General features: G+C 70.0%; 22 protein-coding genes, 1 tRNA gene and 1 pseudogene. 9 read left to right on the forward strand and 15 right to left on the reverse strand.

Features of this window, described 5'->3' with window-relative positions:
- Window positions 1–105 precede the first annotated feature (105 nt).
- The gene (locus tag ACLBYE_RS02130; protein WP_447683531.1) at window positions 106–867 is read left to right on the forward strand and encodes a sigma-70 family RNA polymerase sigma factor; all 762 of its coding nucleotides are present in this window, start codon (window positions 106–108) and stop codon (window positions 865–867) included.
- A gap of 235 nt (window positions 868–1102) precedes the next feature.
- Here the strand turns inward: ACLBYE_RS02130 and ACLBYE_RS02135 are convergent, their stop codons facing one another.
- From ACLBYE_RS02135 to ACLBYE_RS02145, 3 genes are all read right to left on the reverse strand, one after another.
- Window positions 1103–1483 (reverse strand): hypothetical protein, encoded by a 381-nt coding sequence (locus tag ACLBYE_RS02135; protein WP_447692844.1) that lies wholly within the window; start codon window positions 1481–1483, stop codon window positions 1103–1105.
- The gene (locus tag ACLBYE_RS02140; RefSeq protein ID WP_447692845.1) at window positions 1476–1802 is read right to left on the reverse strand and encodes a hypothetical protein; all 327 of its coding nucleotides are present in this window, start codon (window positions 1800–1802) and stop codon (window positions 1476–1478) included. Before ACLBYE_RS02140 ends, ACLBYE_RS02135 begins: the two co-directional genes overlap by 8 nt.
- Window positions 1803–1869: 67 nt before the next feature.
- Window positions 1870–2427, reverse strand: a complete 558-nt coding sequence (locus tag ACLBYE_RS02145) for a metallophosphoesterase (protein WP_447692846.1) — start codon at window positions 2425–2427, stop codon at window positions 1870–1872.
- Window positions 2428–2568: 141 nt separating this feature from the next.
- On the opposite strand from ACLBYE_RS02145, the gene ACLBYE_RS02150 reads away from it, so the two are divergent.
- Together ACLBYE_RS02150 and ACLBYE_RS02155 are read left to right on the forward strand one after the other, a co-directional pair.
- Window positions 2569–3258, forward strand: coding sequence for a DNA-3-methyladenine glycosylase 2 family protein (locus ACLBYE_RS02150; protein ID WP_447692847.1), 690 nt, complete (start codon window positions 2569–2571; stop codon window positions 3256–3258).
- A 37-nt stretch (window positions 3259–3295) separates the two neighbouring features.
- A tRNA-Ile gene (locus tag ACLBYE_RS02155) sits at window positions 3296–3371 on the forward strand.
- A gap of 154 nt (window positions 3372–3525) precedes the next feature.
- Here the strand turns inward: ACLBYE_RS02155 and ACLBYE_RS02160 are convergent.
- The 6 genes and pseudogenes from ACLBYE_RS02160 to ACLBYE_RS02185 form a co-directional block, all read right to left on the reverse strand.
- A pseudogene (locus tag ACLBYE_RS02160) lies at window positions 3526–3777 on the reverse strand (integrase core domain-containing protein); the annotation flags it as partial.
- Window positions 3778–3957: 180 nt separating this feature from the next.
- Window positions 3958–4986, reverse strand: a complete 1029-nt coding sequence (locus ACLBYE_RS02165) for an IS110 family transposase (protein WP_447692848.1) — start codon at window positions 4984–4986, stop codon at window positions 3958–3960.
- A gap of 377 nt (window positions 4987–5363) precedes the next feature.
- Window positions 5364–6521 (reverse strand): alpha/beta fold hydrolase, encoded by a 1158-nt coding sequence (locus ACLBYE_RS02170; RefSeq protein WP_447692849.1) that lies wholly within the window; start codon window positions 6519–6521, stop codon window positions 5364–5366.
- A gap of 137 nt (window positions 6522–6658) precedes the next feature.
- The gene (locus ACLBYE_RS02175) at window positions 6659–7393 is read right to left on the reverse strand and encodes a haloacid dehalogenase type II (RefSeq protein WP_447692850.1); all 735 of its coding nucleotides are present in this window, start codon (window positions 7391–7393) and stop codon (window positions 6659–6661) included.
- Window positions 7394–7630: 237 nt separating this feature from the next.
- Entirely contained in the window at window positions 7631–8533 is a 903-nt protein-coding gene (gene bla, locus ACLBYE_RS02180; protein ID WP_447692851.1) for a class A beta-lactamase, read from the reverse strand.
- Window positions 8534–8602: 69 nt separating this feature from the next.
- Window positions 8603–9493, reverse strand: a complete 891-nt coding sequence (locus ACLBYE_RS02185) for an SDR family oxidoreductase (RefSeq protein ID WP_447692852.1) — start codon at window positions 9491–9493, stop codon at window positions 8603–8605.
- A gap of 99 nt (window positions 9494–9592) precedes the next feature.
- Between ACLBYE_RS02185 and ACLBYE_RS02190 the strand changes: the two genes are divergently transcribed.
- On the forward strand, window positions 9593–10162 hold the full coding sequence (locus ACLBYE_RS02190) for a TetR/AcrR family transcriptional regulator (protein ID WP_447692853.1): 570 nt from the start codon (window positions 9593–9595) through the stop codon (window positions 10160–10162).
- A 33-nt stretch (window positions 10163–10195) separates the two neighbouring features.
- On the opposite strand, the gene ACLBYE_RS02195 is transcribed toward ACLBYE_RS02190, so the two are convergent.
- The 4 genes from ACLBYE_RS02195 to dctA all read right to left on the reverse strand — a co-directional run bounded on the left by ACLBYE_RS02195 (window position 10196) and on the right by dctA (window position 14393).
- Window positions 10196–10834: an HAD-IA family hydrolase gene (locus ACLBYE_RS02195; protein ID WP_447692854.1), complete on the reverse strand. Its 639-nt coding sequence runs from the start codon at window positions 10832–10834 to the stop codon at window positions 10196–10198.
- A 109-nt stretch (window positions 10835–10943) separates the two neighbouring features.
- Complete coding sequence (locus ACLBYE_RS02200; protein ID WP_447692855.1) at window positions 10944–11498, reverse strand: UGSC family (seleno)protein; 555 nt, start codon at window positions 11496–11498, stop codon at window positions 10944–10946.
- Entirely contained in the window at window positions 11495–12940 is a 1446-nt protein-coding gene (locus ACLBYE_RS02205) for a thioredoxin family protein (RefSeq protein ID WP_447692856.1), read from the reverse strand. The genes ACLBYE_RS02200 and ACLBYE_RS02205 overlap by 4 nt, the downstream gene beginning before the upstream one ends.
- A 58-nt stretch (window positions 12941–12998) precedes the next feature.
- Window positions 12999–14393: a C4-dicarboxylate transporter DctA gene (gene dctA / locus ACLBYE_RS02210; RefSeq protein WP_447692857.1), complete on the reverse strand. Its 1395-nt coding sequence runs from the start codon at window positions 14391–14393 to the stop codon at window positions 12999–13001.
- 96 nt (window positions 14394–14489) lie between these two features.
- Here dctA and ACLBYE_RS02215 point away from each other — a divergent pair, with 96 nt between their 5' ends.
- From ACLBYE_RS02215 to ACLBYE_RS02225, 3 genes are read left to right on the forward strand one after another with little or no spacing between them, the layout of a single operon-like run.
- Entirely contained in the window at window positions 14490–15188 is a 699-nt protein-coding gene (locus ACLBYE_RS02215; RefSeq protein WP_447692858.1) for a GntR family transcriptional regulator, read from the forward strand.
- Window positions 15185–16189 carry a thioredoxin-disulfide reductase gene (gene trxB, locus ACLBYE_RS02220; protein ID WP_447692859.1) on the forward strand — a complete coding sequence of 335 codons (1005 nt, stop codon included), beginning with the start codon at window positions 15185–15187 and terminating at the stop codon, window positions 16187–16189. Before ACLBYE_RS02215 ends, trxB begins: the two co-directional genes overlap by 4 nt.
- Window positions 16190–16226: 37 nt before the next feature.
- On the forward strand, window positions 16227–17225 hold the full coding sequence (locus ACLBYE_RS02225; protein WP_447692860.1) for an alpha/beta fold hydrolase: 999 nt from the start codon (window positions 16227–16229) through the stop codon (window positions 17223–17225).
- Between the two features lie 202 nt (window positions 17226–17427).
- On the opposite strand, the gene ACLBYE_RS02230 is transcribed toward ACLBYE_RS02225, so the two are convergent.
- Complete coding sequence (locus tag ACLBYE_RS02230; RefSeq protein ID WP_447692861.1) at window positions 17428–18192, reverse strand: SDR family NAD(P)-dependent oxidoreductase; 765 nt, start codon at window positions 18190–18192, stop codon at window positions 17428–17430.
- Window positions 18193–18242: 50 nt separating this feature from the next.
- Window positions 18243–18695, reverse strand: coding sequence for a tautomerase family protein (locus tag ACLBYE_RS02235; RefSeq protein ID WP_447692862.1), 453 nt, complete (start codon window positions 18693–18695; stop codon window positions 18243–18245).
- Window positions 18696–18760: 65 nt separating this feature from the next.
- Between ACLBYE_RS02235 and ACLBYE_RS02240 the strand changes: the two genes are divergently transcribed.
- Window positions 18761–19645, forward strand: coding sequence for a LysR substrate-binding domain-containing protein (locus ACLBYE_RS02240; RefSeq protein WP_447692863.1), 885 nt, complete (start codon window positions 18761–18763; stop codon window positions 19643–19645).
- 217 nt (window positions 19646–19862) lie between these two features.
- Window positions 19863–20249 (forward strand): tautomerase family protein, encoded by a 387-nt coding sequence (locus ACLBYE_RS02245; protein ID WP_447692864.1) that lies wholly within the window; start codon window positions 19863–19865, stop codon window positions 20247–20249.
- Window positions 20250–20510: the final 261 nt, after the last annotated feature.

Here is a 20510-nt window from a genome sequence, read left to right on the forward strand (position 1 = left end):
GCCCCGTTCGGGACAGGCGTTAACCCATGTTGCGGCATGGGCGACCCGGGCGCGCCACAACCGCTCCTCTGGGCTTGACCGGCCCGCCCGCCGACACCGGACCGTATGCCCGACACCGAAGGCCCATCGCTCCTCGATCCCATCGCGGACGTCGCAGAGGAGGCCGGGGACGAGACCCGCTTCGGCCTGCCGGAGGCCGTGCGCGCCCATCTCGGCACGCTCCTCGGTCGCGCCTACGACCGGATCGACCTCGACTCGGACAGGGATGCGAACCCCTTCGCCGACCTGCTCGCGCGCCTGGAGACCGCCCTCGCGCAGGCCGAGGGCGAGCGCGACAGGACCTTCCGCGCCGGCCTGCTGCAGGTGGTGCCGGCGCTGCACCGGTTCGCGGTCTCGTTGACGCGCGACCCGGCCGCGGCGGACGATCTCGTGCAGGACACCCTGCTGCGCGGCTGGCGCGGCCGCGGCGGATTCACCCCCGGGACCAACTTGGAGGCGTGGCTGTTCACGATCCTCCGCAACGTCTTCTACAGCCAGCACCGCAAGCAGGGCCGCGAGGTCGCCGACACCGACGGCAGCTACGCCGAGCGGCTGACCAGCATCCCCGAGCAGGGGGGCCATCTCGACCTGCAGGACGTGCGCGCGGCCCTGGATCGGCTCGCGCCGGTGATGCGGGAGGCGCTGGTCCTCGTGGCGATCGAGAACCTGAGCTACGAGGAGGCCGCCGTCGTCATGAATTGCCGGATCGGCACCGTGAAGAGCCGGGTCTGGCGCGCCCGCGAGCAGCTCGCGCGCATGCTCGGCTACGGCGGCGACGAGATCGGCAGCGACGGGGTCATGCTCTCGGTGACCGGCACCTCGGCCTGATCGCGACGATTCTCACGATCGAATACGCCAATTCGACACTTCGACGGCCGTATTCGCAGGCAAATTGACTTAGGTGAAAGCGCCCGGGCCGCCGCCTGGGCGATATGGAGCGGGTTGGGTCGATCCGTCGACTCGGCCGGGCTCCCATCGGTGTGACATCCCCCCGATCCACCGATGGGAGCCTCTTCACCGGCAGCCGCAGCAAACGCGCGGACCGGACACCCCGCCTCCGATCTCAGGTCGAGCCGCCCCGATCCGCGTCGAGCTGCTGCAGCAGCTCCGCCAGCCGGGGATCCAGCGCTTCGTCGATCACCGGATCGTACATCGCCCGCATCTGGTGGCCGAGCCGCACGCGCGTTTGCGCGTCGAGGGTTGGGCCGCCCGCGATGGGGATCACCCGCAGGGCGGCGGGTGCAGCGCCGGGGGCGTAGCGCTCGGTCGGTCTCGGGGCGGCACGCCGGTTCTCGGGCCGCGGTTCAGGCCGGTGTTCGGGATAAGGCATGCCTCCTACATCGGCCCGCACCCCCGCCGCGGCAACCACCGGTCCGCCCGATGGCACGTCCGACGGCACGACCGGCGGCGTGTCCGGCGGCGTGTCGTCGTCCGCCTCAGGCATCGTCCTCCGGGGCGAAGACCTCGCCCTTCTCGGCCAGCACGGTGTTGGCCGCGTCGCGGGCCAGCTCGTCCCGCGCGGCCGCGGGATCGGCGCGGCCGAGGGCCCGCGCCAGGGCCCCGTCCCAGCCGGGCGCCGGCGCCTGGCCCTGCCCGGCGAGGATCGCGCCGGCCCGGCGGCAGACCCGGTCCCAGTCCGGCGCGCCGAGGGCGGCCCAGTCGGTCCCGAGGCCGAGTTCGGTGGCGGCTTCGGTGGCGGCCTGGGTCGCGGCCCGGGTCGCGGCGTCGGCCGGGCCCGGCGGCGGGGCAGGGATGTCGGTCATGGCGATGCGGCCTCCTGCCGGGCTGTCGATGCTCCGGTGCACGATGTAGCGCGCCGGCCCCCGCCCATCAGCGCAGGCCGTGGGCCGCGAGTTCCTCCGGCACGCAAGCGGCCGCGTCCTGGCGCTCCAGGATCGCCTCGAGGGTGACCGGGCGGTCGTCCCAGGCATCCACGCCGACATCGCAGGAGCGCGTGGTGTCGGCGAGCCAGCCGTGGCTGTGCCCGTAGAGGTGGCGCGTCTCCCGCCACAGGCCCGGCCAGGCCCGGTGCGCGTAGTGCGACAGGAACAGGCGGTGCGGCCGCCCGCGTGCGTCCGCGACGGAGAGGCGGGCGCTCTCCACTGGCGGCTCGGCCCAGGGCAGGTCCAGGACACGGTTCGAATCGTGGTTGCCCCGGACGAGGCGCTTGGTGCCGTTCAGCCGCGCGAAGATCGCCGCGCAATGCGCCCGGCTGGCATGGGCGGCGAAGTCCCCGAGGTGCCAGACGACGTCCTCCGGGCCGACCACGGCGTTCCAGCCGGCGACCAAGGCCTCGTCGTGGGCCTCGACGCTGCCGAACCGCGCACCGCGGTGGCGGAGGATATGCGGGTCGCCGAAATGCGTGTCCGCGGTGAAGAAGATCGCCATGGTGTCGAGACCTGGGCCGCGGGCGCGTCCCGTCCAGGCCGGCCGGCGCGGGGCGCGCGGCCGCACCGCCGCTTCGGGCCCGCTTCCAGCCCGACTCGGGCCCGCTTCCGGGAAGCCGCACGGGCCGGTAAGGCTGCGGCGATGCTGGATCCCGCCATCTACGCCCATCTCCTGGACGCGGCGCGCGCACATCCGCCGCTGCGGGCCGCCCTGGAGCGGCCCGGTCCGATCCGGATCGAGCCCTCGGCGCATCCGTGCGTCGCCGACCGCCTGTTCGTCGAGGTGGTCAACCAGCAGCTCTCCGTCCGGGCGGCGGCGGCGATCTGGGCCCGGATCGAGGCCGCGGCAGCGGCGGTGGGCGCGAGCCCGAGGGGCCTGTTCGAGGCCGGGGACGCGGCGCTGCTGCGGGCCTGCGGCATCTCGGGCAACAAGGTGCGGGCGCTCCAGGCGATCGTGGCGGCCGAGACGGCGGGCCTTCTCGGGCCGGGCCTCGCCGCCCTGCCGCATCCCGAACGGTCGGCGATCCTGTGCGGCATCCGCGGCGTCGGCCCCTGGACGGCCGACATGGTCGGCATCTTCCACTTCCACGACCCGGACATCTGGCCCGCGGGCGACGTGGCGGCGGTGGGCTGCCTGCGCCGCCTCACCGCGCAGGCCGACACCGCCGCGGTGGCGGCCGCCTTCGCGCCGTACCGCTCGATCCTGGCCCGCTACCTGTGGCGGATCAAGGACACGGCGCCCGCACCGGCGGACCTACCGGCGGACCTGCCGACCCGGACGGAACCGGCGCCCTGGGCCCGGCGCCCCCGCGGCACGGCGAAATCCGGGTGACGGCCGGCCGGAGATCGGCTATCCGTCGGCGCCTCCCGGGCCCGTAGCTCAATGGTTAGAGCCGGCCGCTCATAACGGTCTGGTTGCAGGTTCGAGTCCTGCCGGGCCCACCACCAATTAGCTAAGGCGCTGCAAACGCTTAAAGATCGTCGACCATCTCGCTTGCAATCGGGCCGGGATGCATCACAAATTGCCTAACATGGGCGACGACGTTCCTGAGGGTCGCCCAGATCTTGATCCGGCCGGAAGGTGAGCTTCCAAGTCTCATTAGGCGGCTTGCAAGGCCGTTTCCAGGGCCATTCCTGGGCCGTTGGCCACCCCAGGGCGGTCTGAGGACCGCTCTCGTTGTAGTGCCGCCGCCTCGTCTCGATCTTGTTCCTCATGTCGGCCAGCGACAGGGACGCAGTTCGCGTTCAGGCACTCGTCGCGTCGGCGGCCGTCTTGTGTGGATGGCTCCCGCATTGCAAGTGGCGAATTGAGCTTCTGACGCGTTGGTCGGGTGCAGTCTTGTGTCCGGCCTGTTGATGCAGTCGTTCATGTTGACCGCTGGCCCTGATGGTATCCGCGAGCTGGGTCCCACTCTGCTTTGCGGGCTATGACGCCCTGGACAGCCGGCGGGGTGTCCCGGCTCCCGGTCTGACCGGTTCGCCATCAACTCTCATCGTCCTCGCAACCCGGAAACGTCTCCGCTACGTGCTGTCAGGCAGCCCTGGCCGCAGGTGCGCGGTAGGTGCCGCCGCGGGTCATGATCGCCCAGGCGACCCGCGCCGTGCGATTGGCCGCCGCCACTGTCACCACGCGCACCGGCTTGCGCTGCAGTAGCGTCGGCAGCCGCGGGTCGACCGAGGTCGGCGTCGTCTTCGCACGCCGGATCAGAGAGGTCATGCCGACCACGAGCAGGCGACGCAGGTAGCGGTCGCCCATGCGCGAGATCCGGCCCAGGCGCTCCTTGCCGCCACTGCAGTTCTGCAGCGGTGTCAGGCCCAACGAGGCCGCGAACTGCCGACCGGAGCGGAAGCGTTCGGGCTCGCTCACCGAGGCGGCCAACGCGGTTGCCGAGACGATGCCGACACCCGGGATCGTCGCCAAGCGCTGCGACAGGTCGCTGTCCCGATGCCAGGCGAGCAACTCCTTCTCCAGCCGGGTGAGCTGAATCTGCAAGGCACCGATCTGATCGGCCAGCCCGGTCACCACGCGCTGGGCTAACGGCGGCACCTCGGCCGCGTCTCCGGCCGAGAGCCGGGCCGCCAGTTCGAGCGCGTGCCGCAGGCCCCGCGCCATCTCGATCCCAAACTCGGCGAGCAGGCCTCGGATCATGTTCACCAGCTGCGTGCGTTGCTTGACCAGCAGGTCGCGCGTCCGGTGCAGCGCCAGCGCCGCCTGCTGCTCGGTCGCCTTCACGGGCACGAAGCGCATGCTGGGGCGCGTGACCGCCTCACAGATGGCAGCGGCGTCGTTCGCATCGGTCTTGCCGCGCTTGACGTACGGCTTCACGTAAGCCGGCGGCATCAGCCGCACGTCGTGGCCGAGCTTCATGAGCTCCCGGGCCCAGTGATGCGCTGTGCCGCACGCCTCCATGCCGATCAGGCACCGCGGCAGCTTGGCGAAGAACGGCGTGACCTGCGCCCGCCGCAGCGCCTTCCGAACGACGACGTGCCCAGCTGCATCGACGGCGTGAACCTGAAAGATGCTCTTGGCCAGATCGATGCCGACGGTGGTGATCTCCATGGGAATGGCTCCTGCATCTGCGTGGCTGCTGTTTCGACAGCAACCTCATCTTGGCATCGAGATGCCGTCAGTCGGAGCGGGAGCCATCCACCCCATCTGCTTTCTCTGCCCCCCATCTCCAAAGCAGCCGTTCCATTATCGGCCAGACTACGTCACACCGGATTATCAGCGCGGGCAGGAGCAGACATTCGGCTTTGCGCCCATCTCGGCCGTTACAGTCACCGTTAGCCGCTTCCAAGAGCGGACATCGACGGCTCGGCGTGCTTCGGCTTCCGCGGAAGCCTCACGGAGCTAGCCAGGAACAGCTTCTCTGTCGCGCGCGTCGTTGTCGGTGGGTACCTCGCCAGGCCGGAAACCCGCCCCCATGATGCAGCTTGTCATCCCGGGATGGGATGGCGCCGCAGGAACTCGAGTAGAATGGCGTTGAACCGCTCGGGCTGCTCCTGCTGCACCCAATGACCGGTGCCCTCGATTAGGTGAATGCCGTCCATGCGGGTGCAGGTCGTGGCGCGCATGCGCTCGATCGCGCCGGGCTTGCGGTACGTACCCCAGTCCGCAGCGCCGGAGATGAAGCAGGACGGCACATCGATCGAGCGACCGGCGAACAGCTCGATCTCCGAGCGGCCGATCGGGCCGGTGTGGCAGCGGAACCAGTTGAGCCCGCCCTGGAAGCCCGTGCGACCGAAGGCGGCCGCGTAGGCGGCCAGATCCGCCTCGGGCAGCCAAAGGTTGGCGGCGATCTCGGCCGGCGTCGGCATGTCGGGCGCGACGGTCGCGGCCATGCCGACACCAGCGTCCATGATGTAGTAGGTCGGCAGCGTGGCGAGCTCGGCCGCAGATCCGGTGGCGAGCGGGTGCGGGCGGTTGCCGGCCCAGTCGGCGCTCTTCACGTGGAAGTAGGCGCGCAGGAAATCGTGCAGGCCCTGAGGGGCATGGAGCATGTCGCCATTCGCGCCCGGCGTGCCGAACCAGGCCATGCTGTCCTGTCGGGGGGGCGATAGGGCCGCGAGTTGGGCAGCCATCGACGGCTCCGGCGGTCCGGGGGGCTTGCCGGCCGTATCGAACGGGATCGTGGGCGGTCCGTCGAACGGGAAGCTCATCATCACGAGGGCGCGGAACACGTCGGGACGCACGAGCGCGCAGTAGGCGGCGACCATCGATCCGAAATCGTGTCCCACGACCGCGGCGACCAAGCGGTGCCCCAAAGCTTCCACGACGCCGAGCGCGTCGCGGGCGTAGCTGTGCGTGCGGAAGGACGCGACGTCGCCGTCATAACGGTCGTCCCACCCCGTGGTCCCGCCGTAGCCGCGCTGGTCGGGGGCGATCACGTGGTAGCCGGCTGCGGCGAGCGGCAGCATCGTCCGGCGCCAGCTGAAGGCGAGATCCGGGAAGCCGTGCAGCAGCAGGACCGCCGGACGCGCGGGTGTCTCGTAGCCCGCCTCGAGCACGTTGACGGTCAGCCCGTTGATGCCCGCAAGGCTGCGTTGCCGGATTCCGTCGGGGAGCTTGAGGTTGTCTCGATCTTCCGATGTCATGGGTATGGCTCCGGCGAATGTGACAAGGCGTGACGAGGCCCTCGCTCGGCCAACGGGCCAGGAGAGCGATGACGCGGCCGCGATACCTCGCAGAACGATCCGGCGCGTCAGGACGGCTCGGGAAACCGGTCGGTCCCTCACGGGGCGCACCGGTCACGGACCGGCGACGGACCGCCGCCCGCACCAGCCTGGACGATGCGGTCGGCGACGGTGCCGAGATCGTCCGCCACGATGTCCGGTGCGCGACCGAGCGCGACCGGCGCGTTCCCGGGACGCAGCACGAGCGCCGTCCGGTAGCCGGCTGCGGCAGCCCCCAGCGTGTCGAAGGCGTGACAGGAGACGAGCCACAGGTCGGACGGCGCGACGCCCAGCGTCGCGGCGAGGTCCGTGTAGCTCTCCAGCGCCGGCTTGTAGCGGCGGACGCGGTCGTCGATGCTGTGGAGCGTATCGAAGAAGGGCCTGATCCCGGCCTGCGTGAGCTGGGCCTCCACGGCGGCCGTGGGATTGTTGCTCAACGTGACGAGGCGGTAGCCGGCGCTCTTCAGATCGGCCAGGGCCTTCGGGGTATCGGCGTAGGTCGGCATCTCTGCCGAGAGGCGCCGCAGCGAGTCGAGATCCGCCGGGGCCACCGTGCGGCCGCTCGCCTGGGCCAGCATCCGCAGGACGGCCACGCCGACCGCGCCGGAATCGGCGTAGTCGCCCGATAGGGTCAGCGCCTCGGAATAGAGGATGACGTGGTTGAACCACGTGCGCAGCGCGCGCGCATCGCCGAAGACGCGGACGAAGACCGGGGCGAGCACGCCGAAGTCGAGGAGGGTCTCGTTGACGTCGAAGACGATGACCGGATCGACCGAGGCAGCGCTCGTGTTCATGAAGCGACTCGTCTTGGATGGGGAACGCATCGGCGCTCGCAGGATCGGCGCTGCGGCCAAGCCCGCGACCAGCGTACGACGATCCGGCACGGTGGCGTGGGTGTGCTCCGACATTCGAACCGACCCCTTGTGTGTCGTGAACCCCATCGACGGCACCCGCTCGACGCACTCGTCTAAGCGGCCAAGTCACTCGCGAAAATTCGAAACTTCTGAAGAAACTCTTCCGCTCAATCGAACCTACATCTGCCACGCTACGATGATGTCGCTGACCTGCCGGAGCACGGCTTCCTGCCTGGCCAGCGTCAGGCCCGGCGCCTCGTAGTAGGCGCTCACGAAAAGCGGTGGCTTTCCGGGCCGCCTCGCGAGCGCGTAGTCGTTGCAGTAGCCGTTGCCCGTGCCCGTCCGATCGCCGGCCGCCCAGTCGGCCGGGAAAGCCGCCCGCAGCCGTGACCGGCCGACCTCGTTGCCGGCCATCCAGGCCTCGAGCGTGGCGCGCGACGGTGCGCTCAGAACGTCGCCCAGGAGCAGCGCATGGACGGTCGACACGATGGCGCGCGGCGTCGTCGTATCGCGGATGCCCGAAGGCGTGCCGGCCGCTGTCTCGTATCGGTCGAAGCGCGTGACCGCGTCGCCGAGCCCCCGCACGAAGGCGGTCAGGCGCTCCGGGCCGCCGTGCCGCGCGAGGAGGAGGTTGGCGGCCGCGTTGTCGCTCCGATGCATGATGGCGAGGCACAGCGCCTCCACCGTCAAGCTTCCTTCGTCGAGATGGGCCCGCGTGACCGGCGAAGCCGGCAGGAGATCCGCTGCCGTGTAGGACACGCGGGCGTCAAACGCCTCCGTCCCGGCGTCGACGTCGGCCAACACGGCGGCAGCCAACACGCCCTTGAACGTGCTGAAGAGCATGAAGCGCTCGTCGGCGCGATGAGCCAAGGTCCGGCCGGAGCCCGCATCCACGGCGAAGACGCCCAGCCTTCCACCCTGCCGCCGCTCGAGAGCGCCGAGCGCGTCCTCATCGGCCGCCCGGGCGGTCCCTCCTGGAACAGCGAGGGCGCCACATGCGAGGACGATCTGGCGGCGGGATATCACGGGTCTCAAGCGTCCAAGCTCTTCTGCGAGCCCATCCAGCCTGACGTCGACCACTTGGCCCCGTCGCAGTCAGAGGCACGGACGCGCGCGGCATCGAACATCGAAGCCAGGCGGGGCAACCGCTCAGGCATGGTAATCCGGGCGGTCGATATCGGCGATGAGGCTTCTCTCCCGCGGTTGCCAGCCGAGGGTCGACCGCGTCCGCGCGCTGGAGGCCGGCCCGTGGCCGGCCACCCACATCGCCAAGCCGCCGAAATGCGCCTCCGCCTGCTCGGGCGTGAGGGACAGGGCCGGCACGCCGACCTGCCGGCCGATCGCCTCGGCGATCAGTCGGAACGGCACGCCCTCATCCGCGACGGCGTGGTAGGCCTCGCCCCGGGCGCCGCGTTCGAGGGCATGGCGGAACACGCGCGCCGCATCGAGGCGATGCACGGACGGCCACAGGTTCTGCCCGTCGCCGACATAGGCGGAGACGCCCCTCGCGCGCGCCACGGCCGCCAGCATGGGGATGAAGCCGTGCCGCTCGCCTCGCCCGTGCACGGAGCGCGGCAGGCGGACCACGGAGGCGCGCAGCCCGCGTTCGGCCAGCGCGAAGGTCGTCTGCTCCGTCGCGCGAGGGAACGCGGGGTCGACCGGGGGCCGTGCGTCCTCGCGAAACATCTCTCCGCGGGGCAGCAGCAGGAAGCCGCTGACCGACACGATGGGCCGATCGGTGCCGGCGAACAGCGCACCGAAGGTCTCGATCGCCCGCCGATCGTCCTCGGCCATCGCGGCGATCTGCGCCAGATCGAGGCCGAACGCCAGATGGATGATGCCGTCGGCCTCGGCGGCACCGGTCCGGAGCACGTCCGGATCCCCGATCGCGCCAATCAGCGGTGTGCCGCCCAGGGCCGAGAAGGCGGCGGCCTTGTCCGTCGTGCGCACGAGCCCGGTGACCGCATGGCCCGCGTCGAGCAGATCGCGGGCGACCGCGGAACCGACCCAGCCATTCGCTCCAGTCAGAAAGACGCGCATGCTAGATCCCTCGTCATGGCCGGCGGCTGCCGTGCGGCTCACCGTGTCAGTGACTGACATAGCGCTGATGTCAGTCACTGACAACAGGAGGTTCGAGTCTTGGATCGCTCGGAAGACGATGTGCGCGTCCGCCTCCGGCAGGCCGCCATGGCGCTGTTCGAGGAGCGCGGTTACGAGCGGACCACGGCCGCCGCGATCGCCGCGCGCGTCGGCGTGACGGAGCGGACCTTCTTCCGGCACTTCCCGGACAAGCGGGAGGTGCTGTTCGACGGCGAGGCCGTGCTGCGAACCGCCCTCACGGCCGCCATCGCCGAGGCCCCCGGCGCGCTCGGACCGCTCGCCACCCTGTTCTGGTCGTTCCGGTCCATCCGGCCGCTGCTCGAGAGCAACCGGCCCTATTCCGGGCCGCGGCACGTCCTGATCGCCCGCACGCCCGCCCTCTACGAGCGCGAACTGGCCAAGACGGCCGCCTTGACCGACGCGCTGGCCGACGCGCTGCGGCTGCGCGGTGTCGCGGATCTGCGGGCGGCGCTGGCGGCCCGGACCGGGATGGCGGCCTTCGTGCACGCTGTGATCTCCTGGCTGGAGGATCCCGAACCGGGTCTGGGCGAGCGCCTGGAGCGGACCTTCGCCGAGACGGTCGCGCTGGTCGCGGAGGCCGGGCGCTGAGAAGTCCGCGGCAAAGGCCCACCGCTCCCGATCTCACGCTTCCGGATCGAACCAAGTGCGCAGCGGATCCAGGGTGGTCTCATGGGCCAGCGGGGGCGCCACCCCTTCGGGGGCCACCATGCCGACCCGGTCGTGCCAGTACGTCGCCAAGCCCACCTGCGCCGTGCCCACGAGGTCGTAGGCCGAGCCGGCGACGAACAGGCAGCGCTCCGGCGCGACCCCGAGCGCCTGAAGACCGAGCCGATAGGGCCGCGGGTCGGGCTTGTAGAAGCCGGCTTGCTCGGCCGTGACGACGGCGTCGAACGCGACCCCCACGCAATCGGCGGCGATGCGGCCCAGGCGCTCGGAGCAGTTCGTCACGACGCCGAGCCGCACGGATCGCCCCGCGAGCGCCCGCAGGGCCTCGGTCACCCCGGGCCACGGTCGGAGTTCTCCGTAACGGGCCTCGAGATCGTCCGCGACGCGGCGCTGCAGCCCCACTGCCTCGGCGGCCTCGGCCACGAGGGTCTCGTAGGGTCGGTACGCACCCGTCCGATAGGTGATCCGCAGGTACTCCGCCCGCCACCGGCGGCCGGCCTCCTCGCCGCCGGCGACCGCGTTCCACAGGGACCAGCTGTCGAGGAGCGCCGTCAGGAGATCGAACAGGACGGCATCGAACCGGTGGGGTGTCATGATCGGCATCTCCCTGGCCGCTTCCGGCGGACGGTGTCGTAGGGCCGGACCGTGCGCCGAGGCTTCGTCAAATCCCGGGCGCCCGGCCGGCACCGCGCGGCGCCTCCCGTCAGGCCGCCTCGGAATGCGGCGCCCGGTCCGCCTCCGCGGTGATCGCCCGCAGGATCGCCGCGAAGGCCAGGTCGGCGGACAGGTGAAGCTCGGCCGTGGTCTTGTTCTGCATCGGATGCGAGACGTAGACCGAGGCGGCGTCGAGGCCGATCGTCGCTCTCTGCGACTCGAATGCCTGTTCGAACTCGGTCGTCAGGACGCTGACGCCGGCCAGGCCGCGCTTGTCGAGGTCGTTGAGATCGTGCGTCGAGCACGAGGTGCACGAGCCGCAATCGGACAGGGCGATGATGACGGCCTGGCAGTGCGCCGCGATGTCCAGGATCATCTCGCGGGGCGCCACGCGCGTGTTCGTCGGCTTCTTGTAGCGGCGCGTGGCGATGCCGCGCGCGCGGCACAGGACCTCCAGGCGGTCGATGAACTCGTCGCCCCGCATCTTGCCGATATCCATGAGGGCGACGGTCCGGCCCTGCAGGGTGTCGAGCGGCTCGACGCGGGGGCGCAGGGCCGATGCGGTCTCGGCGGTCGGGTCGCGCAGCAGGATACCTTCGGTCACAGCACAATCTCCCTGGTGACGGGTTGGGACTCGGTGCGGAAGCGTCCGCCGGTCCAGCCGGCGCAGATGGCGGAGAACAGCCCCGCCTGACCGCCCGCCTGGACGATGAGGAGGCCCTCGGGCCAGAACTTGTTGACCATCTCGTCCCGGCGGCTGACAGCGATGCCTTCGCCGACCCCGTGGGCGCCCTGGATCACGTCCACGCCGGGACGGACCATGGCCCCGTGCAGTTCCGCGGTGATCCGGGCCCGGTCCCATCCGGCATCCCGGAAGATGGCGTAGTGCTCGGGCACCAGGACAAGCATCGCGTTGGTGAACTCGCACAGCTTGTAGTGGCCGACCGCGAGCAGCGACATGGCCAGGGACTTGGTCAGCTCCTCCGGCGTCCGGGAGCGCTGATCGAGGAAGCCCTGGATGCCGTCGCCCTGGAACAGCGTCACCGCGTTCGTTCCCGGCGCGATGCCGCGGGCGACGGCGAGGGGCTGCCAGGTCGGATCCGACTCGTCCTCGGCGAAGCAGAACGTGTACTTCCCGGGGCCGCCGAGGACCGCCCGGTCGAGCTCGCCCGGTCGACCGCCGCCGACGTTGCGGATGATCAGCTGCAGCGCCCGGCCGATCGTCGCGTTGGCGCGGTTGCCCTGGCCCAGGCAGTTGATGCCCGAGTTCATGCCGATCTCGCGGGCGATCGGCCCGTTCACCACGATGATCGGCCCGGAGAAGCACGTGGTGCACAGGAGCCCGTGCATCGTGAACAGCGGGTCGAGCGCCGCCTCCAGCGCCGCCAGGACGACCGGCATGTATTCAGGGCGGCAGCCGGCCATCACGGCGTTGATGGCGACCTTCTCCACGGTGATCGGGGAGAGATTGGGGGGCACCTCGCCGATGACCTCGTCGGCCTTTCGCGACGTGCCGTCGAGCATGCGGAGGATGCGCGCGTCGGTCGGCGGCACCACCGGGAGGCCGTCGCTCCAGCCCCGGTCGTAGGTGGCCTCGAATTCGTCGTCCCAGGCGCCGAGCCGGATCGGCCGCGACTGGAAATCGACCTGTCCGAACTTGGCCCGCAGCACGTCGTGCACGCCGGGCTCCCGGGACTTCGAGCCGCATCCGGGACGCATCGCGGGGAGATCCGCCCCGAGATCGCCGAGGCCGGTCATGTCCTGCCAGTCGCCACGATGCCAGCCGAAGGTGCGCGCCACCTCCTGACCGTCCTTGAGGCGGACGAGCGTCGGCACGGCCTCGATGTCGAAGGCGAAGGACTGCTCCAGCGACGTGTCGTCGATCGCCGCGACGCCGGAGGGAAAGCCCGGATCGTCCTGCGTGTAGACGCGGGTGGGCAGGGCGCCGGCGATGCGCCCGACGACGTCCTCCAGCATCTGGCACGTCTCGCACCCGTGCTTGACGAAGATGACGAGCTGATCGCCCTGTCTCACATGCGTGTTCACGGCCTCTCTCCTTGCTGCAGCCAGATTTCCGAAGGGCGGCGCCGATGAGCCCGACGGCTTACGGACACTGTTCCCACGTGCTCTTGGTCAGGACCGCTTTCCGGTCGCCGCGGGCGGCCGGGCCATCGACCGGCGGCGAGACGGCGGCCGGACGGCGCGACCGCCCCTGCTGGAAGGGGACATCCGGCCCGAAGGCCTCGGCGTAGGCCGCCTCGGCCGCTGCCGGGTCGAACTCGCCGCTCATCTTCGCGACGACGACCGTCGCGAGGCTGTTGCCGATGATGTTGGTGACCGACCGCGCCTCGGACATGAAGCGGTCGATGCCGATGATCAGCAGCAGGCCCTCGACCGGCAGGACATGCGTCGCCGAGAGCGTCGCGGCGAGCACGACGAAGCCGGAGCCGGCCACCGAGCCCGATCCCTTCGACGTCACGAGCAGGAGCAGGAGCAGGCCGAGCTGCTGGCCGAAGCTCATGTCGATGCCGTAGGCCTGCGCGATGAACAGCGACGCCATCGACAGGTAGATCGCCGTCCCATCGGCGTTGAACGAGTAGCCGACCGGCAGCACGAGACCGACGCTCGACTTCGAGCATCCGAGGCGCTGGAGCTTGGTCATGAGGCGCGGCAGCACGCTCTCGGAGGAGCAGGTGCCGAGGACGACCAGGACCTCCGCGCCGATGTAGCGGATGAACCGGAAGAGGCTGAACCCGTAGGCGCGGGCGATCGCCCCCAGCACCACCCCGACGAACAGCGCGCAGGTCAGGTAGACGCTCAGGAGCATGTGCCCGAGGACGAGGATGGACCCGACGCCGTAGCGGCCCACCGTGAACGCCATGGCGCCGAACGCGCCCAGCGGCGCGAGGCGCATGATCAGGGCCACGAGCTGGAACAGGATGTCGTTGACGGCCTGCGCCACCACGACGAACGGCTTCGCCCGCTCGCCGATCAGGACGGCCGCGCAGCCGAACGCGATGGCGAAGAACACGATCTGAAGCAGATCGCCCTTGGCGAACGCCGCGACGGCGTTGTCCGGCACGATGTTCGAGAGCAGATCCACCATGTACCGGTCGGCCGACGCGCTCGCGTATTTCGTGACATCGACCGCCACCGCGCCGACGCGGCTCCTGTCGAAGCCGTCGCCGGGCCGGACGAGGTTCACGACGATCAGGCCGATGATCAGCGCCAGCGTGGACGCGACCTCGAAATAGAGGAGTGCGCTCCCGCCGATGCGGCCGACTTTCTTGAGGTCGCTGACCTCCGCGATGCCGATGACGATGGTCAGGAAGGCGATCGGCGGGATCACCATCTTGATCAGCTTGATGAACGTGTCGCTCAGCGCCTGCAGGGAGACGGCAAAGCTGGGCCAGAGCAAGCCCAGGGCCGCTCCGGCACAGAGTGCGACGACGACCTGCAGCGTCAGATTGGAGGATGTGCGTCGGATCGCGTGCAGCATGGGAACCCCCGCTCGGTGGTGTCGCGCGCTTCTGCCGCCAACTGATATGCCAGTTTAGGTATTGACGCGCAATACCGCTGGATTGATATTCCAATCATGAGCGAGATCGATAATCTGAGCCTCCGTGCCGAGGCCCTTATCCGCGAGGCCATCGTCAGCGGCCGCTTCGCCTTCGGGGAGCGGCTGTCGGACCGGGCCCTGGCCGACGAGCTTCAGATCAGCCGGACACCCGTGCGCGAGGCGCTCGCTCGCCTCGCGCAGGACGATCTCGTCGTGGTGCGCCCGCAGAGCGGGACCTTCGTGATGAGCCTGGATGCCGCCGACGTGCGGCGCATCTGCGAGATGCGGGCCGTGCTCGAGCTGGGCGCGCTGCGCATCGCTGCCGCCCGCGATCCGGACGTTCTCGTCGCCGCCGTCTCGGTTCCCCTGTCCGGGGGCGCCCTGGCGGTGGAGGACGAGGATCTCGCGCGGGCCGAGGCGATGGACGGCGCGTTCCACGAGGCTCTGATCGCGGCGGCGGACAACGCGCTGCTCACCCGGGCCTATCGCGGGATCGCCGATCAGGTCGGCGCCCTGCGCCACAGGCTGCCGCGCGAACTCGCGCGCATGCGGGCGGCCGTGGAGCAGCACCGCCGGATCATCGACCTCGCCGTGACGGGGCGGCTTCCGGAGGCCGAGACCCAGCTCTCCACGCATGTCCGCATCGTCGAGCGGCTCGCGACCGAATTTCTCTTCCAGGACGTCAAGGCCACCGGGCGCTCGCGCCGTCGGTCCCATCCCTCGGAGCGCACATGACGGTTCATCGCACGAAGCTGCTGATCATCGGCGCCGGTCCGGCCGGCTACACGGCAGCGATCTACGGGGCGCGGGCGAACCTGCGGCCGCTCCTGGTGACCGGGCTTCAGCCGGGCGGACAGCTCACCATCACCACGGAGGTCGAGAACTATCCGGGCTTCGCGCGCGCCATCCAGGGGCCCGACCTCGTCGAGCAGATGCGGGAGCAGGCCGAGCACGTCGGAACCCGGATCCTCTCCGACACCATCGTCTCCGTCGATCTCTCCAGGCGGCCGTTCGAGGCCGTCGGCGACAGCGGCGACACCTACCGCGCCGACACGCTCGTCGCCGCCACCGGCGCCCAGGCCCGCTGGCTCGGGCTGCCCTCCGAGCTGGCGTTCAACGGCGCGGGGGTCTCGGCCTGTGCGACCTGCGACGGCTTCTTCTACCGCGGCAAGGAGGTCGTGGTCGTGGGCGGCGGCAACACCGCCGTCGAGGAGGCGCTGTACCTCGCCAACCTCGCCGCGAAGGTGACCGTGGTCCATCGGCGCGACCGCTTCCGGGCGGAGCCGATCCTGCAGGACCGGCTGGCGGCCCATCCCAGGATCGCGGTCGTCTGGAATCACGTGGTCGAGGAGATCCTCGGCCGGGACGAGCCCGTGAAGGCGGTCACGGGCGTGCGGCTGCGCGATGTCGGGACCGGCGGCATCCGCGACCTGGCAGCCGACGGCGTCTTCGTCGCCATCGGACATGATCCCGCGACGGCGCTCTTCCGAGGGCAGGTCGAGATGGAGGCTGGCGGCTACATCCGGATCTCCCCGTGGTCCACGAGAACGTCGGTCCCGGGCTTCTTCGGGGCCGGCGACTGCGCGGAGAGCGTCTACCGGCAGGCGGTCGTAGCCGCCGGGATGGGCTGCATGGCGGCCCTGGAGGCGGAGAAGTTCCTCGCCGACCACGCCGCCGATCCCGCGGTCAGGGCCGAGGCACGGAGCACGCGCGCGATGATCGGCGCCTACGCCTGATCCGGCTGCGGACCGTCGAGCCCGAAGGAGTCCCCGCATGGTGTCGTTCAGTCGCCGCGATGTCGTGGCTGCCCTGGCCGGGGCGGCCGCCAGCGACCTGATCCCGGGGCGCGCCGACGCGGCGCCCGATCCGTCAGGCGATCCGGCCGTCAGGCGCATCTGGGCAGGCGTCCTCGACGTGGCCTATCGCGAGTCCGGTCCGCCGGACGGGCCTCCGGTCATCCTGCTCCACGGCTTCCCCTACGACGTCCATGCCTACGGGGCGGTCGCACCCGTTCTGGCGAAGGCGGGAAGGCGCGTGATCGTGCCCTACCTGCGCGGCTTCGGGCCGACCCGGTTCATCGAGGCCGCCACGCCGCGGGTCGGTCAGCAGGCTGCATTGGGCAACGACCTCCTCGCCCTCCTCGACGCGCTCGGCCTGCGCAGGGCGACGCTCGCCGGATTCGACTGGGGCGCCCGCGCGGCGTGCGTGGTGGCGGCGCTCCATCCCGAACGGGTCAGCGGTCTCGTGAGCAGCGGCGGTCCCGGCTACAATATCCAGAATCGCGCGGACTTCCTGAAACCGCGCGACACCGCGTTCGAGCGCCGTCACTGGTTCTACTGGTACCTGAACGCGCAGCGCGGCAGGACGGCCTTCTCGAACGATCCCGCCGGCTTCTGCCGCTATCTGTGGCACGAGTTCTCGCCGAGCTGGGCCTTCGACGACGCGACCTTCGCCCGGACCGCCGCGGCGTTCGAGAATCCCGATTTCGTGACCGTGGCGCTGCACTCCTACCGCTTCCGCATCGGCGAGGTGCCGGGCGATCCCGCGCTGGAGCCGATCGAGCAGCGGCTCTCCGCCAGTCCGCGGATCACGGTCCCGACGATCGTGCTGGAAGGCGCCGACGAAGGTGTCGATCCGCCGGAAGCTCCGGGGACCGCAGCCCCGCATTTCACGCAGCTGCGCCGAACGACGGTGCTGAATGGTGTCGGTCACAACGCGCCCCAAGAGGCGCCGGACCTGTTCGCCGCCGCGATCCTGGACCTTGACCGATGACCACGCCGGGACCCCGGCATTGGCGTAAGGCGGTCAGCCTTCAATCTTCGGATGCGGCTCTGGCTGTCATCCCGGGTGTGGCGACTTGCCCTGGAACCGGACGTGATCGGTCGAAGCCCGGACGGGTGGGGCGGTCAGTCCCGTCGGCAACGGTCCTGCCACGGGCTTTCGCCGCCGCCCCCGCTCAGGTCTCGACAGCGGCTCAGCAGTCGCCTTGATCGCCACGGTGCACGACGAGCGGGCCGAAGGCTTGGCTCACCGGCATAAGCTCGATGACGTTGATGTTGACGCGAGCCGGCCTCGTAGCGGCCCAGAACACCGTGTCGGCGATGTCCTCGGGTGTGAGCGCGTCGGCGCCGTCGTAGACGCCCGCGGCCCGGGTATCGTCGCCGCGGAACCGCACGTTGGAGAACTCGGTGCCGCCGACGAGGCCCGGATCGATCTCCGTGACGCGCACCCGCGTGCCGACGAGATCGGCGCGCAGGTTCAGCGAGAGCTGCCGGACGAACGCCTTCGTGGCCCCGTAGACGTTGCCGCCGGGATAGGGGTAGCTCGCCGCCGTCGAGCCGATGTTGACGACGTGGCCTGTGTCGCGCGCGACCATCCCCGGCAGCACCGCGCGGGTTACGTACATCAGGCCTTTGACGTTGGTGTCGACCATCGCCTCCCAGCCGTCGAGGTCCGCCGCCTGCGCGGGTTCGAGGCCGACGGCGAGGCCGGCATTGTTCACCAGCACGTCGATCGCGGCGTAGGCCGCCGGAAGGCCGGCGACGGCGTCCTCGACCGCCCGCCTGTCCCGGACGTCAAGTTCGAGGATGTGGACCATCTGGTTGCCGAGTTCATCGCTGAGCGCCTGCAGGCGGTCCCGACGACGGCCGGCCGCGACAACTTTGTGGCCGGTCCTTGCGAAGCGCCGCGCGATCGCGAGGCCGAAGCCCGACGTCGCGCCGGTGACGAGGATGCTCATGCGATCTCCTGCCTGTTCTGGGGATGTCCGGCGGCGCGCTCGCGAGACCGTCAGGCTGCGTCGTCCTTGACGTAGGACGCGAGGCCGTTGCCGAAGGACCACTCGTCGCGCGAATTCGGCGAGAGGACGATCAGCACGTCCTCCGGGCGCAGCCCGGGATTCGCCACGAGGTTGTCGGCGATCGCCCGGTAAAGCGCCTTCTTCTGCGGCGTCTCGCGCCAGTTCCCGGCGACGATGTTGATGATCACGAGGTCGTCGGTGCGGTGAAGGCCCAGGTAATCCGGGTCGTAGACCAGCTCGTCCCGCGCGTGCTGGTGGATGAGCTGGAAGCGGTCGTCGGCCGGCGCGCCGTAGGCTTCCATCAAGCCGCGATGGACGCCATCCGAAATCGCTCGGATATGCTCTGACGACTTGCCCTGGATCAGTGAAATACGAACGAGAGGCATGGAAATGGTGTCCTCTGGCAGCTTCCGTCGTGTCTCTACGGACTTGACGCGACCCATCTATCGCGGCACCATCATTCTGAAAATTTGAAACTATTGAACGATCATATCGGTCAAATCGAACTATGATGATCCGCACCAACCTCGATATGGACGTGCTCCGGACCTTCGTGACCGGCTTCGAGCTCGGCAGCTTCGCCCGGGCGGCCGAGCGTCTGGGCCGCTCGCAATCCGCCGTCAGCACGCAGCTCCGGAAGCTCGAGGAGCAGGTCGGGCAGCCGCTGGTGCAGAAGGCCGGGCGCGGCCTCGCCCTGACCGCCGCCGGCGAGAGCCTGCTCGGCTACGCAAAGCGGCTGCTGGACCTCAACGACGAGGCGGTCGATCGTCTTCGCGGCACGGAACTCGAAGGCTGGGCGCGGCTCGGTCTCGTACAGGACTTCGCCGAGAGCTGGCTTCCGGCGGTGCTCAAGCGGTTCTCCCGGGCCTATCCACGGGTGCGCATCGAGGTCCAAGTCGGCCTCGGCGCGCAGCTCGCCGAGAAGACGCTGAAGGGCGAACTCGACACGGCGCTGGTCTGGGGTGACGGCGGCGATGCCCCACATGCACAGCGGGTCGCCGAAGTGCCGATCCACTGGATCGGTCAGCCCGACTGGCCGGGCCTCGCGAGACTCGGACGGGAGCCACTGCCGTTCGCCGCCTTCGCGCCGCCCTGCACGTTTAGGTCCGCGGCCGTGGCGGCCCTGGACGGCGGCGGCCTGCCCTGGCGTCTGGTGTTCACGAGCCCCAGCCTCTCGGGCCTCTGGGCCGCGGCCGAGGGTGGGCTCGGCATCACCGCGCGGACAGCCGTCAGTCTGCCGAAGACGCTGAGCGTGCTCGACCCGGTCGAGACAGGGCTGCCCGCCCTTCCGTGCGCGCCGCTGTCCCTCCATCAGGCGGAAGCCGACCTCTCGCCGGCCGTCGCACGGCTCACGGATATCCTGCTCGAGACCATCCGGGAGCACGCCCCTTAGAACGGGCACCTCCGCTCCTGCTACCCGTCGGACACCGTCCCTCCCTCAGTCTGGCGCGAACAGACCTGCAAGCACCAGCGGACTGGTTGCGCTTCAATCATTCGATTTCTCGAAACATTTGCTCCCGTATTTTCAAATTTTCCTAATGATTGCCTGCCACTAGGACTCTCTTGCGGATTGCCGCCGGGACGGTAGCGAACAGTAACGAGAGGCAACCATGCCCTTCATTAACGTCAAGGTGGCAGGCCAGAAGCTGGGGCAGGGCCAAGTCGAGCAGATCCAGGCGGGCATCACGACCCTGATGACCGACCTCCTGCACAAGGTCGGTCCACTCGTCGGCGTGCTGGTCGAAGAGGTGCCGCTGACGGGGTGGAGCGTCGGCGCCGCGCCGGTCGCGTGCGCCGCGCAGGTCGATGCCATCATCAGCGCGGGAAGCAACACAGCGGAGGAGAAGAGCCGGTTCATCGCCGAGGCGAGCCGCCTTCTGAAAGACGTTCTCGGCTCCCAGCTCGCGGAAGTCTCCTATGTCGTCATCCACGAGGTGCCGAAGGACAGTTGGGGCTATGGCGGCCTGACTCAGGCTCACCGTGCACAGAACCGCTGAACGCGACGCGCGTCTCGCCGCGGCCAACCTCAGGACCTGAGCACTGCGGTTCCCAACGCCTCATCGGGCCCCGCGCGGACGCTCGTTGGGCCGATGATTGCGGTATCCCAAGGCGCGGCCTCTCTATCGCTTGGCAAGTCCGGTACTCAGAGCAAACCTTCCGGGAGATCGGCGTGTGCCATTCGGTCGACCATCCAGAGTCGGCGAAGGATGCGGGCCGGTCCGCTATCAGCTGCGCGCGCCAGGGGACTGGCGAGAGCG

The organism is Methylobacterium sp. A52T (genome assembly GCF_053346095.1).